Consider the following 14,977-nt stretch of genomic DNA (forward strand, 5'->3'; position numbering starts at 1 on the left):
TAACAGCGCGGGTAAACACCGGTGACGACAGGCAATTTTCGTCTTGGGATCGTCACAGATCGTCTGATATAGTTTTTTGAATGCAAAATTCAATCGGAGGAGCCCAATGCTCAAGCTAGACTTTCACCCCGCTGGCCGTCACTTTTTGCAGATCCCGGGTCCGAGCCCGGTGCCCGACCGTATCCTCCGGGCGATGAGCTACCCGACCATCGACCACCGCGGTCCAGAGTTCGGCGAACTCGGTCTGAAGGTGCTCGACGGCATCAAGAAAATCTTCAAGACGCAGCAACCTGTGGTGATTTACCCGGCCTCGGGTACGGGCGCCTGGGAAGCGGCGCTGTCGAACACGCTGAGCCCCGGCGATCACGTGCTGATGTTCGAGACCGGCCACTTCGCCACGCTGTGGAAAAAGATGGCGGAAAGCCTCGGGCTGAAGCCGGAGTTCCTCGGCCTGCCGGGCATTGAAGGCTGGCGCTGCGGCGTGCAGCCGCAAATGATCGAGGAGCGTCTGCGTGCCGACACGCAATACGCGATCAAGGCCGTGTGCGTGGTGCACAACGAAACGTCCACGGGCGTGACCTCCGACATCGCCGCCGTGCGCCGTGCGATCGACGCCGCGGGTCATCCGGCGTTGTTGCTGGTCGACACGATTTCGGGCCTCGCGTGTGCGGACTACCGTCATGACGAATGGGGCGTCGACGTCACCGTCTCGGGCTCGCAAAAAGGTTTGATGCTGCCGCCGGGCATCAGCTTCAACGCGATTTCGCCGAAAGCCATGGCAGCCAGCAAGCAGGCCAAACTGCCGCGCAGCTTCTGGGACTGGACCGACATTGTCGAGATGAACAAGACCGGTTACTGGCCGTACACGCCGAACACGAATCTGCTCTACGGCCTTAACGAAGCGCTCGAAATGATTCTCGGCGAAGGGCTCGACAACGTGTTTGCCCGTCACGAACGTCTCGCCGAAGCGACGCGTCGCGCGGTGCGTGCGTGGGGCCTGGAAATTCAGTGTGCGGATCCGTCGGTGTACAGCCCGGTGCTCACGGGCGTGATGATGCCCGACGGCATCGACGCCGATGCGGTGCGCAAGCTGATCTACGAACGCTTCGACATGTCGCTCGGCACGGGCCTCGGCAAGATGAAAGGGCGCATGTTCCGCATCGGCCATCTCGGCGACTGCAACGACCTGATGCTGCTGGCCACGCTGGCCGGCTGCGAAATGGGTCTACGGCTCGCAGGCGTGCCGCTAAAGGAAAGTGGCTTGCCTGCCGCTATGGAGTGGTTGAGCCAGCCGACGAAGGCATCCGGCCTGAAAGCCGCCGCCTGAGTACGCCCCGAACTGTTTCTTTGGGGCATCGAGCGAAGCGCAGCCAGCAGTGACTTGCGGGACAGGGAAGGCGGGGAGCACTTCCCTCACGAAGCCGCGCACAGAACGCGGCACGAACGAATGCGATGGTCTCGTGGCGCAAGCCGCCGCCGGGCAACGACGCAGCGCGCCATCTCAGGCCCGCCGTCGACACATGCAATGGAGATAGACGATGAAGCGGTTTCGTGTGACCAGTGCGACCAGTATCGTTCTAGTGATGCTCTGCATCATGTACTTCATCACCTACCTCGACCGCGTCAACGTTAGCACTGCGGCTGCGGGTTTCGGCAAGGAATTCCATCTGTCGCATACGGAGGTCGGCCTGGTGTTCTCGGCCTTCGCGTATCCGTATCTGATCTTTCAGATTATCGGCGGGTGGGTCAGCGATCGTTTCGGCGCGAAACGCACGCTGATTTTTTGCGGCGCGATCTGGGGCGTCGCCACTTTGCTGACGGGTTTCGCCGGCGGGCTGGTTTCGCTGCTGGCCGCGCGCGTGCTGCTCGGCTTCGGCGAAGGCGCGACGTTTCCCGCCGCCACGTCCGCGATGGCGCGTTGGGTCGCCAAGGAAAAACGCGGCTTCGCGCAGGGCATCACACACGCGGCATCGCGGATCGGCAATGCGGTGGCGCCCGGTCTGATCGTGCTCGTGATGGCGACCTGGGGCTGGCGCGAATCGTTTTATATTTGCGGCGTGTTCAGCTTGTTGTGGGTCGCCGTGTGGGCCTTCACGTTTACCGAACATCCGAAAGACCATCCGCGTATTACGAGCGACGAACTCGCCGTGCTGCCCGCGCCCAAGCCGAAAGCCGCCGGCGTGCCGTGGCGCAAACTGTTTCGCCGCATGTGGCCGGTCACGATCGTGTACTTCTGCTACGGCTGGACGCTGTGGCTGTTCCTGAGCTGGATTCCACAATACTTTCTGCACAGCTATCATCTGCAATTACAGAAGTCGGCGATCTTCGCCTCAGTGGTGTTCTTCGCCGGTGTGATCGGCGACACGCTCGGCGGCATCGTGACCGACTGGGTCTTCACACGCACCGGCAGCCTGAAGCGCGCACGTAGCTGGATGGTGTCGGTCTGCATGTTCTTCTGCCTGCTTTCGCTGATTCCGCTGATGTTCACGCACAGCCTGTATCTGTCCATGGCGTGTCTCGCGTCCGGCTTCTTCTTTGCCGAAATGACGATCGGTCCGATGTGGGCGATTCCGATGGACATCGCGCCGGAATACTCGGGCACGGCGAGCGGCATGATGAACACCGGCTCGGCATTGGCCGCGATCATCTCGCCGGTGGTCGGCGGTTTTCTGATCGACTACTTCGGTAGCTGGGAATTGCCGTTCGTCGGCAGCATGCTGTTGATGGCGATCGGCGTGGTGCTCGCGTTCCGCATGCAGCCGGAAAGCAAATTCGCGCTCAACGCGGCTGACAAAGCGCATGTCGCCACGGGAATGGGCGCTTGAGCACGCCGCGCCGTTTCCCCTCTCAGCCTCATGACACTATGACAACAGCACTCAGCCGGCTTCTCGCCGACGCACGCCGCAATCACGCCACGCTCGACACGTTGCCGCCCGAGGAAATCCCAGCCGATGCCGCCGCGGCCTACGCAATCCAGCACGAGATCCTGGACGCATGCGGCGCGCAGATCGCCGGTTGGAAAATCGGCGCGAAGTCCGAGAGCGGTCCAATCCAGGGCGCGCCCTTACCCGACCTCGACCTGCATGCCGACGGCGCCCGTTTGCCGCACCAAGACTTCACGCCCTTAGGGCTCGAACTGGAAATCGCGTTTCGTTTCGGGCGGCGCTTCGATGTTTCTACCACGCCGTATAGCGAGGCCGAAGTGCTGGCGAGTATCGGCTCGATTGGCGCGACCATCGAAATCGTGGCGAGCCGCTACGCCGGGTGGCCGGCTATCGACAAGCTCGCTCAACTCGCTGACTTGCAGAATCACGGCGCGCTGATCGTGGGCGAGTTCACGCCGTATCGCGAGGACTTTCCGTTCGTGGCGCCTTCGCTGCAATTCGATTTCGACGGACAGGATGTGGTTAAAGCCACGCCCGCCAATCCGGCCGGCGATCCGCGGCGCTTGCTGACGTGGCTCGTCAATCACGCCACGTCGCGCGGCATTGCCGTGACGCCTGAGATGGTCATCACGGCCGGTTCATACACCGGCATGTTCTTTCCGAAGACGGCGGGTACGGCGAGCGGGCGCATTGAAGGACTCGCACCGGTCAGCCTCACGCTGTACTAGCCGCTTCCCCTGTATTTGCCATAGGCCGACGATATGACGAACCCCACTTCCGCTTTACTCGTCAAGCCGATCCATCTCGTTCCGTCCGCCGCGCGGCTGACGAGTCCGCTCGCGCAGCATCTGCGCAAATCGCTGCGCGGCGACGTGCTGTTCGACGCGGCGAGCCGCGGTCGTTACGCGACCGACGCGTCGATCTATCAGATCACGCCGATCGGCGTGGTGGTGCCGCGCGACCAGGACGATCTGCGCATCGCATTGGAAATCGCGCGCAGCGAGAAAGTGCCGCTGCTCGCACGCGGCGCGGGCACGAGCCAATGTGGCCAGACGGTCGGCGAAGCGCTGGTGATCGATACGAGCAAGTGGTTGAACAATATCGTCGCCTTCGATGCCGAAGCGCGCACGGTGACGGTCGAGCCGGGCGTCGTGCTGGATCATTTGAACGCATGGCTTAAGCCGCATGGACTATGGTTTCCGGTGGATGTTTCGACCGCCGCGCAATGCACGATCGGCGGCATGGCCGGCAACAATTCGTGCGGCTCGCGCTCGATCGAATACGGCAACATGGTGCACAACGTCGAATCGATCGATGCGATTCTCGCCGACGGTAGCGAAGCACATTTCGGCTCGTTGCATGAAGCACCGCAAGGCGCGCGCTTGCAGCAGTTACTTGCGGGCGTGAAGCAGATCGCCGAACGCGAGCGCGACGAAATCGTCGCGCGGGTGCCGAAGGTTTTGCGCCGCGTGGCGGGCTACAACATCGACGTGTTCGATTGCCAGAACCCGCGCGCTTATACCGACGACGGCGTCGCGAACCTCGCGCATCTGCTGGTCGGCTCGGAGGGCACGCTCGCGTTCAGCCGGCAATTGACGCTCAGGCTCGCGCCGCTGCCCGCGTATAAAACGCTCGGCGTGGTCAACTTCCCGACCTTCTGGCAGTCGATGGATCTTACGCAGCACATCGTCAAGCTGAAGCCGGTGGCGGTGGAACTGGTCGATCGCACGATGATCGATCTGGCGATGAGCAATCCGGCGTTTCGTCCGGTGATCGGCAAGGCGCTAGTCGGTGAGCCGCAAGCCATTCTGCTGGTGGAGTTCGCGGGCGAGGACCGCGAGGCGCAACTTGCTTCGCTCAAGCAGCTCACCGAACTGATGGCCGATCTCGGCTTGCCCGATTCGGTCGTCGAGATGCCCGACGCGAACGAACAGAAAGCGCTGTGGGAAGTGCGCAAGGCGGGGCTCAATATCATGATGAGCATGAAGGGCGATGGCAAGCCGGTGTCCTTCATCGAAGATTGCGCCGTACCGCTTGAACATCTGGCCGAATACACGAGCCGCCTCACCGAAGTGTTCCACCGAAACGGCACGGAAGGCACATGGTATGCGCATGCAAGCGTCGGCACGCTGCACGTGCGGCCGATTCTCGACATGCGCCGCGACGGCGCGCAGAAGATGCGCGCCATCGCCGATGAAGCCGCGGCCCTTGTACGCGAATACAAGGGCGCGTATTCGGGCGAACACGGCGACGGATTGTGCCGCGGCGAATGGGTCGCGTGGCAATACGGGCCGCGTCTGAATCAGGCGTTCAGCGAGATCAAGACGCTATTCGATCCGGACAACCGTTTCAATCCCGACAAGATCGTGCGTCCGCCGAAGATGGACGACGCGCGCAATTTTCGCTTCGCGCCGGGCTACAAGGAACATCGCATTGACACCGCGCTCGACTGGTCGGCATGGAATGTCGAACGCGATCCGCTGACCGGACAGGAGACTTTGCCGGGCAGCGGCAAGGATCTGGCCGGCGGTCTCGCGAAGGCCGTCGAGATGTGCAATAACAACGGCCACTGCCGCAAGTTCGACGCGGGCACCATGTGCCCGAGCTATCGCGTGACGAAGGACGAGCAGCACGTCACTCGCGGACGCGCGAACACATTGCGCCTCGCGATTTCCGGTCAACTCGGCGAAGCGGGTCTCGCGAGCGACGACGTGAAGGAAACGCTCGATCTGTGCGTCTCCTGCAAGGGCTGCAAGCGCGATTGCCCGACGGGCGTCGATATGGCGAAGTTCAAGATCGAGGCACGGGCGGCACGCGTCAAGCGTCACGGGCTGCGTCTGCGTGACAAGCTGGTGGCTTTCATGCCGCGTTACGCGTCGACGGCGAGCCGCATGCCGGGCTTGATGGCGCTGGCCGACAATGTGCCGGTGCTGTCGGCGTGGTTCAAGCGGTCCGTGGGCTTTGCGCCTGAGCGTAGCTTGCCGCGCTTCAAGAAGTCGTTTTTGGCGGATGCGGTTTCATCGCGCAAAGCAGAGCAAGGCGCCGCGCTCAAAGAAGTCCTGCTATTCGTCGACACGTTCAACAACAACATGGAGCCGGAGAACGCGCGCGCCGCGCAGCAGGTGTTGGAGGCTGCGGGCTACACGGTGCACTTCAACACGCGCCAGGGCGAGCGGCCCGTTTGCTGCGGCCGCACCTTCCTCGCGGCGGGTCTCGTCGATGAAGCGAAGCAGGAAGCGCGGCGCATGCTCGATCTGTTCAAGCCGTTCGTGGAGCGCGGCGTGCCGATCGTCGGGTTGGAGCCGTCTTGCTTGCTGTCCTTGCGCGACGAGTTCTTGCACTATGGCTTTGGCGACGAAGCGCAGCGGTTGTCGAAACAGGCGTTTCTATTCGAGGAGTTTCTGGTGCGCGAGGAAAAGGCCGGACGTCTGCAGCTTGCGTTGAAGCCTTTGGCGAAGCAGCAGGCGCTGGTGCATGGCCATTGCCATCAAAAGGCCTTCGACGCCTTCACGCCCGTGCAAACCGTGTTGAAGTGGATTCCTGAATTGAAGGTATCGACGGTGGAATCGTCGTGCTGCGGAATGGCGGGCAGTTTCGGCTACGAGGCCGAGCATTACGCGACGTCACAGGCGATGGCGGAACTGTCGCTGCTGCCGGCGGTGCGCAAGATGGACGGCGACACGTTCATGGTCGCGGACGGCACGAGTTGCCGGCATCAGATTCACGATGGCGCGGACGTCGACGCGATCCACGTGGCGCGTGTGCTGGCGATGGCGTTGCGGTGAGCGTTTCCGGGAGCCGAAAAAGCCGTTGAAAAACCCACCGGTGAGCTTTTGCGGGAGAGTGGAAATCAAGCAAAAGTCAAAGCCGGCGCTCCGTCCGACTTCTCCGCAGTAATCACATGGGTAGACGAAGCCACCCATCGCCCGTATAATCGCAGCAACCTGGCAGCGAAATTGCAGCTAGATAAGCTAAGTTAGAAGGGGTTAGGTGCAAACTGGCAGCAGTTTGCGTCCGCCCTGTGGCCGGTAAAACAGCCGGTACTCAAAAGGGGCACCCAAACCCCGCCGGGTAGGAGCCTAGCGCTGCTATCCAACATCATCGATGGATCTGGCACCAGTTTTGCTGACTGGTCCGCCGCCGAAGGCGAAATCACCCCGCCTTCGCGCCGGGAGAAAGGCAAACCTCCGGCACCACTCGGTTCACCTCGCGGCATGTGCCGCGTCCCGAACTTCCCATTCGCAGCGCCGTCACGGCGCCTGTGCGGCGCGGCTATTTCCGCGCGTCGCTCGAACAAGGAGGCGCATCTTCATGATTCAACGTCCTGCCAGACTGGTCGTCAGTCTTGTAGCCATCGGTATTGTCGTCGCGTTGCTGTGTCGCGCGATCGACCCCGGCGCACTCCATCAGTACGCGCCCGATCTGGTCTACTACACGAAGCGACATCTGTTGCTCGTCGGTTATTCCATGGCGCTTGCGCTCCTGGTTGGCATTCCCGCCGGCGTATTGCTGAGCCGTCCCTCGTTCGCGCGTCACGCCGAACGTTTCATGCAGATCTTCAACATCGGCAACACGATTCCCTCGCTGGCCGTGCTGGCGATCGCGCTCGGCATCTTCGGTATCGGCGATATTCCGGCGCTCGTCGCGCTGTTTCTCGCGTCGTTGCTGCCCATCACACGCAATGCCTATGAAGGCATGAAGAACGTCTCGCCCGCATTACGCGAGGCCGCGCGCGGCCTCGGCATGACGGGCTGGCAGTCGCTGTTGCGTGTGGAGTTGCCCAACGCCATGCCGATCATCATCGGCGGCGTGCGCACGGCGCTCGCAATCAATGTGGGCAGCGCGCCGCTCGCCTATCTGATCGGCGCGGACAGTCTCGGCACGCTGATCTTTCCCGGCATCTATCTGAACAACCAGCAGCAGCTTTTGCTCGGCGCGGCGGCCACCGCGATTCTCGCGTTGGTTCTGGACGGCATCGTCTCGACCGGCAGCCGCTACCTGCTCGCGCGACGTGGGGTGACGGCATGACGAATCTGTTCAAGCGCAGCCGCTGGATCGCCGCTGGCGCATTACTCTTTGCGAGTATTCACGCGAACGCGGCGACGCTCGTACTCGGTGGAAAAAATTTCACCGAGCAGTACGTTCTTACCGAGATCACATCGCAGTACCTGCGCGCGAAGGGCTACACGATCGACGCCCGCACCGGCCTCGGCAGTACGCTGTTGCGCAGCGCGCAGGAGAACGGTCAGGTCGACATCACGTGGGAATACACCGGCACCGCCGCGATCGTCTACAACAAGATCACCGAGAAGCTCGATCCGAAGACGATGTACGAACGCGTAAAAGCGCTCGATGCAAAACGTGGTCTGATCTGGCTCGACTGCTCGCCGCTGAACAACACGTACGCGCTCGGTCTGCCGGAGCAAGTCGCGCAGCAAACCGGCATCCGCACGATTTCGCAACTCGCGGCGAAGATGGCCGCGGAGCCGAACAAGAAGCACGTGTTCGCAATGGATGCGGAGTTCGCCAATCGACCGGACGGCCTGAAGCCGCTCGAAGCCGCCTACGGCATGCAGTTCAGCCGCGAGGAAACGCGTCAGATGGATCCGGGTCTCGTCTACACCGCGTTGCATAACAACCAGGTGCCGATCGGACTGATCTACACGACGGACGGTCGCGTGAAGGGCTTCAACATCACGCCGCTCGAAGACGACCGTCACTACTTCCCCGCGTACAACGCCACACCGGTGGTGCGCAAGACGACGCTCGACCAGAACCCGCAACTCGCGCCGCAATTGAATGCGCTCTCCGACGCGCTCAACAACGACACGATGCTGGAGATGAACAAGCAAGTCGATATCGACGGCAAGGCGGTGCGCGAAGTGGCGGCGGAATTCCTGCGCACGCACAAGCTGCCCTGAGCGGAGATCTTCTTTATGACTGTATTCGACTATCTATCGGCCAACTGGCCTGAATTGCTGCAACTCACCGCGCAACACGTGTGGCTCGTGGGGATCGCGGTGGGCTGCGCGATCGTCGTCGGTGTACCCCTGGGTATCCTGATCAATCGGCACGAGTGGCTGGCCGCGCCGCTGCTGAGCGTGGCGACGGTCGTGCTGACGCTGCCTTCCATCGCTCTATTCGGCTTGATGATTCCCGTGTTCTCGCGCTTCGGCCAGGGCATCGGCGCGGTGCCGGCGATTACCGCGGTGTTCCTCTATTCGCTGCTGCCGATCATGCGCAACACCTACCTCGCGCTGCGCAACGTCGACGCCGGCATCAAGGAAGCGGGCATTGGCATCGGCATGACGGTGTGGCAACGGCTGCGCCTCGTCGATTTACCGCTTGCCGTGCCGGTGATTCTCGGCGGCGTGCGCACGGCGGTGGTGATGAACATCGGCGTGATGACGATCGCCGCGGTAATCGGCGCGGGCGGTCTCGGCACGCTGATCATTCGCGCGATCGGCCAGAGCAACATGATGAAACTGTTGGTGGGCGCCGTGCTCGTGAGCGTGCTCGCGATCGTCGCCGACCTGCTGCTGCAAGCGCTGCAACGCTTGCTGACCCCGAAGGGAGTACAAAAGACATGATCGAACTCGACAAACTGACCAAGACGTTTACGCAGAAGGACGGCCAGCAGGTTAAGGCGGTCGACTCCGTGAGCCTGACTGTCGGCGAAGGCGAAATCTGCGTGTTTCTCGGCCCGTCGGGCTGCGGCAAGACCACCACGCTGAAAATGATCAACCGTCTGATCGCGCCGACTTCGGGCCGCGTGCTGATCAACGGCGAGGACACTTCCGGTCTGAACGAAGTGGAATTGCGCCGTCACATCGGCTACGTGATCCAGCAGATCGGCCTGTTCCCCAACATGACGATCGAGGAGAACATCACGGTCGTGCCGCGCCTGCTCGGCTGGGACAAGAAACGTTGCCGCGAACGCGCCACCGAGTTGATGGCGATGGTCGCGCTCGATCCGAAGCAGTATCTGAAGCGCTATCCGCGTGAACTGTCGGGTGGCCAGCAGCAGCGCATCGGCGTGATCCGCGCGTTGGCCGCCGATCCACCCGTGCTGCTGATGGACGAGCCGTTCGGCGCGGTCGACCCGATCAATCGCGAATCGATCCAGAACGAGTTCTTCCAGATGCAGCGTCAACTGAACAAGACGGTGATCATGGTGAGCCACGACATCGACGAGGCGATCAAACTCGGCGACCGTGTGGCCGTGTTCCGCCGTGGTCAACTGGTGCAATACGATCATCCGGATACATTGCTGGCACATCCGCGCGACGAGTTCGTCGGCGCGTTCGTCGGTCAGGACAGCACGTTGAAGCGTCTCTTGCTGGTGAAGGCCGGCGACGCCGCCACGCAGCCGGAAACCGCGCATGCTGACATGCCGGTCGCGCGCGCCTTCCAGATGATGGACGACAGCGACAGCCGCTACCTGACCATCGTCGATGACAGGCAGCAGGCGCTCGGTTATGTGACGCGCCGCGCGGCGCGCGCGGGCCAAGGCGTCTGCGGCGATCATTTGTCCGCGTTCAAGGCGACGGTCGGCGCAGAGGAGCATCTGCGCATCGTGCTGTCGAAGATGTACCAGTTCAATTCGTCATGGATGCCGGTGCTGGATGGCGACGGCCGCTACGTCGGCGAAGTCACGCAGGATTCGATCGCGGACTATCTGAGCTCGGGACGCTCGCGCCGGCAGACCGGACAGCCGGCGATCGTGTCGCCTGCTGTTGCCGCTGCGGAAGCGGCGGCCGTGCAGGCTGCGATGGTTCATCATGCGTGAACTGCGCGACTTCCTTATGCTGCGCGAGCGCGGCGGCGGGAGTCGAGCTGAAGCGGTCCTTCGACGCCCGGGATAGCGCGACCGCTTCGAGGGGTACAGCGGCCACGCGGCTTATCCGCGAGAAGTTTGGATGGACTTTGCGAAGCCGGCCGCTTGACACGCGAATCCGATCGGGGCTTTTCATGGATATAGCGAAGTATCGGGCCACCACCTTTGTCCTTTTGCGCTCATCGAAAGGAACACGACGATACCCCTCTCCCGGCGGGCCTCCGCCCGCTTCACAGCCGCTGCGCAAGCGCCAAAGGCGAAACAGCGTTTTTGGCCGAAGAGGTCTTCGGATGCAGATCCTTCACGAACATTTCGCTCAGCGCAACGACCTTCGCGAAGGCCCGCGGATCCAGGAGAGCATGATCGAGATCCCTGAGGACAGTGGTCATCACCTTGGACGCGTCCGAGAGCTTCTTCCCGTGTTTGCCGAAGTGCGCATTGAGTTGGTCGAGACCATCGTCGCCCACGCCGTACAAGAGGAGCGTGCGTACCTTTTTGCGTTCGAGCGCCTGAACGACGCCCGGCGGATCGGTGAGCGACGGTTCGCCAGCAGAGCCGGCGTTCTTTCCGATCACGCCGATCACCTGCGAACGCAGGCGCGCTACAACGTTTGAGGCGACGGCCTTGGCGATCGGCTTTAGGCCCCGCTTGCCGCTCAGAACGAGCCACCACTGGGTCGGCTTAAGGATCGCCGCCCCGAGCCGCGCCATCGTGTTGCGGTTCTGCTCATACAACTCTTCCAGGGTCGTCCCCTCGGGTATATAGAAGCGCTGAAGGTTGACGGCGATGACGGCGTCGATCGCTGGCTCGGTGAGTGATGCGCGCAAGGCACTATAGGCACCCGAGCATATCCCGAACGTGACGACTGTATCGTAGCCCTTGTGCTTGAGCCAGGCGGCCGCGGTCGAAACGTCTTCGATGGTTGTCTTCGCGTGGATGGATGCCGTCATATCGAAGGTTCCATCCGGCGGGTGCGGCGGACTGTCCCCGATCCCGCGAGCGTCGATGCGCATCGACGCAATGCCGCGGCGTGCCATTTCCCGCGCAATGCGCACCGACAGACGGCTGTCCCCCTGATGGACGCTGCCTGCCGTATTGGTGATCAGGAGTACGGGGCTGCCCGCCCGCCTGTAGCGCGGCTCGCACAATATGCCGAAGAGCCTGGCTGTGCCGAAGATGACCGGGCGCTCGATCGCTTCCGGTATTTCGATGACCATATCGTAGCCGGGATGGGCGCTGGGCCGCGCAGCCTTTCTCATCCGGCCTGGCATGAGCTCGCTGGCGGTGCTTCCGGCCGTATTTTCGGCCACCCATTGCGCGGCACGCGTGAGCGTCTTCCCCGGCATGACGGACAACGCTGTCTCCTGCATGAATTCGAAATAGTCGTCAAAGGTATGCGTTTGTACCTCGACGCCCCGCTTGCGCAGTGCGAGGCATAGCGAATCGCTGGCCCCAGGCCGCACGTCGGCCACGAGCACGCGCGATGGCAACGCTGGCTGGCGACTCATTGCCGTCGCGAGATCGAGCCCGTTCAACCGGCTGCAGAACTCATCGCAGTAGACTTGTCCGAGTACGTGTAAGGGCGAATCGAGTTGCCCGTCTCGAACAGGCGCCGGAAGATTGTCGACCCAGGTTCTGCGCAATGCCGTCAGCTCGCGCATATAGCTGCGCCCACGCGTTATGGGCGCAAGCAACGCAAGCGAATCCACGAGGGGATGATGCGATGCCAGCGCCGCCAGAGTCGCGCCTAGACGCAGGCCGCACAATGTCACGTTCGTCACGCCGGTTTCGCTCTTCAAGCGCTCGACCGCCGCACCGATATCCGCTATAAAACCGTCGAGCCGATCGCCTTCGCCGTCGGTGCCAACTGAATCGCCGGTTGTGAGATAGTCGAAGCGCAGCACCGGAAGGTCGAACGCAGATAGTCTCTCGGCCAAGTAGCGCATGGCCCTGTGTCCCCAAGACTGCTCATGTCCGAACGCGCTGCACAGCACGACACCATGTTTGCTTTTACCCGGATGAAGCCATCCGAAGCGCCCACCAAATACGATCGGCTTCATGGATTGTCTCGGTGCCTACGACTATTGTCGTAGGCACCGTTATATTCGCATTCTTGGAAAGTTCTTGTACCACTGAACCGAGGACTATGCCTGTTTTTTGGGCGCATCTGTTTCGTGATCCTCCAGTTGCAGGTTCTTGTACGATTAAACGCCCATTTCATTTTTCCTTCTGTGCGGTGACGAACATGGTGGCATTGCGGTTCAGACGTCGCGCTCTTGAGTGCATCGGTCACTCCCGGGACTGCCCTTGCGGGCCGGTCCGGCCCTCACGTGGGCGCTGACTCCCTGTTCCGAACGATGTCTTCCGCACGGACAGCCATTTTCAGGCGTCCTTTAATAACGAGGAAGCAGGCCGGTTCTGGCCGACGTCACCGCCTTCATCGACGCGCATTAAAGATGCGCTTTCGATAATCGGCGCAGAAAGACTGCGGGTTTCGCCCAGCCGAAATGGCCGGTGTCGAAAGCGAACGCGCCATAGGAGTGTCTCGGTAGTCGATCGGACGAACGTCGCTTGATGGCCGTTCGCCGCCCGACAGCCGCCAACGTTTGTCGACCCGTCTCCGCCGTTCACCTGCTTCAAGGGTGGATCGAACTTCCACTGCAAGCGTTCCCTAGCCCGAGTGGCTACCTTGGTACTTCCTGGCAGTCGGCACTGCTCTTAAAACGGAAGCGCAAAGTTCGTTTTAAGTGCAGAGAAAAGTTTTCAATTGCCTGCTCGCGTCAAATCCATCAACCGCTTCGGGAGAATCGAGATGCCTTCTCATTCAAACCGCCCGCGCCCAATGACAAGGGAAGAGCTTGAGTCCCTCACTCCGCTCTCCGCCACCAAAGAAAACCCTCATCTACCCTCAAAATCTATCGGACCGGCGATCTACGTAACTGTTCCATCCGGCGTGGAGCTTTCGCCGAAAGTGAGATGTCAGCGAATCGACGTACGCCCCGACGATCAAAGCCTGTGGAAAATCACCATTGAGAAGAGTGTCGGATCGATCCAGGCGCTGCCGATGGGCGGCACGGTCCAGATACACGAGCAGACTGATACGATGGGCAAGATCTCCGGCCATCCGTCGTTCAGGCCTGAATGGATGGGCGTCCGATTCACCCCGAAGACCGGCATTCAGCGACCGCGGCCGCAGATGCGAGACGGGAAGGGGCGCAAGGTGAAGCCGCTTACGGTATTTCCCGGAGATGCCCGCCAGGTCCTGTTCGACACAAGTTGGCCATGGCTACTCACCGGAAAGATTGTTACCAGCGACGGCACGTCCGGATCGGGCGTGCTGATAGGCGACCGCCTCGTTTTGACCGCTCGTCACGTCATGCCCTGGAATAGCATCGCAACCGGTAACTGGTGGATGAAGTTCACTCCCTACTACTTTGACGGCACCGAACCGTTCGGCTCTTCCTATGTGAGTGACGCCCGCCACTACGGGACTGACGACTCAGACTTCAATCTGTCTCATGACTATGCGGTCTTGCGGTTGTTTGATCCGATGGGCAACCGGCTGGGCTACATCGGCACGACGAGCTTTGACGATGGATGGAGGGGGCTCAATGTGTGGGAGAACGTCGGTTATCCATTCGATGTCGCAAGCGGGGAGCGACCGGCGGTGCAGAGCTGGCAGTCCTTCGAAGACGATTATGAAGACGACGACGGTCAAACCTTGGAAACGGAGGCGAGCCTCAATCATGGAAACTCTGGCGGACCATTTTTCGCCTGGTTTGAAAATGGAAGTCAAGTTCGTGCGTGTGGCGTTGTATCGAGCGAGGTGAGTTTCAACGGCGACGCCGACAATTCGGTAAGCGGCGGCGACAATCTGGTAAATCTGGTGGACTGGGCACGGGCGAACTGGCCTTTGTAGGTACTTGCCGCGGCAAGCCGGCGGGTTCATTCAGCGCAGCGACCACTGCTTGCGTGCTGACGCTGTCCCTGTTGCACGCACTGTGCGAGATCCGCGTCCAGTCTTAACCTCTTACCCAGCCGTTCTTGAACCATCATTGTCGAGGAAAACTGCATATGTCGTCTTCTGAGTCGAGCACGATCCGATGCCGAATAGATAAATAACCCGCCGTCGATCGGTGTGTGTCCGACTCAACTCGACCCAGACGAGACCGTCACGACGACGAAGCGCCAATGCCCCTTACGATAGGCGAAGCGGACGTTCACTTGAAGAACATCGCGAGCGCAGCCTTTACGA

Annotated in this window: 10 protein-coding genes; 9 read left to right on the forward strand and 1 reads right to left on the reverse strand. The window is 61.4% G+C overall.

Going from position 1 to position 14,977, the window contains the following annotated elements; translation table 11 throughout:
- The first annotated feature begins 106 nt into the window (after positions 1 to 106).
- The 8 genes from B0G73_RS13780 to B0G73_RS13815 all read left to right on the forward strand — a co-directional run bounded on the left by B0G73_RS13780 (position 107) and on the right by B0G73_RS13815 (position 10,674).
- Positions 107 to 1,327 carry an alanine--glyoxylate aminotransferase family protein gene (locus B0G73_RS13780; protein ID WP_106281575.1) on the forward strand — a complete coding sequence of 407 codons (1,221 nt, stop codon included), beginning with the start codon at positions 107 to 109 and terminating at the stop codon, positions 1,325 to 1,327.
- A gap of 211 nt (positions 1,328 to 1,538) precedes the next feature.
- Positions 1,539 to 2,825, forward strand: coding sequence for an MFS transporter (locus tag B0G73_RS13785; RefSeq protein ID WP_106281576.1), 1,287 nt, complete (start codon positions 1,539 to 1,541; stop codon positions 2,823 to 2,825).
- 38 nt (positions 2,826 to 2,863) lie between these two features.
- Positions 2,864 to 3,613: a 2-keto-4-pentenoate hydratase gene (locus B0G73_RS13790; protein WP_106281578.1), complete on the forward strand. Its 750-nt coding sequence runs from the start codon at positions 2,864 to 2,866 to the stop codon at positions 3,611 to 3,613.
- A 33-nt stretch (positions 3,614 to 3,646) separates the two neighbouring features.
- Positions 3,647 to 6,670, forward strand: a complete 3,024-nt coding sequence (locus tag B0G73_RS13795) for an FAD-binding and (Fe-S)-binding domain-containing protein (RefSeq protein ID WP_106281580.1) — start codon at positions 3,647 to 3,649, stop codon at positions 6,668 to 6,670.
- 526 nt (positions 6,671 to 7,196) lie between these two features.
- Positions 7,197 to 7,913: an ABC transporter permease gene (locus B0G73_RS13800; protein ID WP_106281582.1), complete on the forward strand. Its 717-nt coding sequence runs from the start codon at positions 7,197 to 7,199 to the stop codon at positions 7,911 to 7,913.
- The gene (locus B0G73_RS13805) at positions 7,910 to 8,806 is read left to right on the forward strand and encodes a glycine betaine ABC transporter substrate-binding protein (RefSeq protein WP_106281584.1); all 897 of its coding nucleotides are present in this window, start codon (positions 7,910 to 7,912) and stop codon (positions 8,804 to 8,806) included. Before B0G73_RS13800 ends, B0G73_RS13805 begins: the two co-directional genes overlap by 4 nt.
- Positions 8,807 to 8,821: 15 nt before the next feature.
- Positions 8,822 to 9,475, forward strand: coding sequence for an ABC transporter permease (locus B0G73_RS13810; protein ID WP_106281586.1), 654 nt, complete (start codon positions 8,822 to 8,824; stop codon positions 9,473 to 9,475).
- Positions 9,472 to 10,674, forward strand: a complete 1,203-nt coding sequence (locus B0G73_RS13815) for a betaine/proline/choline family ABC transporter ATP-binding protein (protein WP_106281588.1) — start codon at positions 9,472 to 9,474, stop codon at positions 10,672 to 10,674. The genes B0G73_RS13810 and B0G73_RS13815 overlap by 4 nt, the downstream gene beginning before the upstream one ends.
- Positions 10,675 to 10,952: 278 nt before the next feature.
- On the opposite strand, the gene B0G73_RS13820 is transcribed toward B0G73_RS13815, so the two are convergent.
- Positions 10,953 to 12,782 (reverse strand): serine aminopeptidase domain-containing protein, encoded by a 1,830-nt coding sequence (locus B0G73_RS13820; protein ID WP_106281590.1) that lies wholly within the window; start codon positions 12,780 to 12,782, stop codon positions 10,953 to 10,955.
- A gap of 752 nt (positions 12,783 to 13,534) precedes the next feature.
- On the opposite strand from B0G73_RS13820, the gene B0G73_RS13825 reads away from it, so the two are divergent.
- Positions 13,535 to 14,641, forward strand: coding sequence for a serine protease (locus B0G73_RS13825; RefSeq protein WP_106281592.1), 1,107 nt, complete (start codon positions 13,535 to 13,537; stop codon positions 14,639 to 14,641).
- Positions 14,642 to 14,977 lie beyond the last annotated feature (336 nt).

Origin of the sequence: Paraburkholderia sp. BL25I1N1, assembly GCF_003002025.1 — a bacterium.
GTDB lineage: Bacteria > Pseudomonadota > Gammaproteobacteria > Burkholderiales > Burkholderiaceae > Paraburkholderia.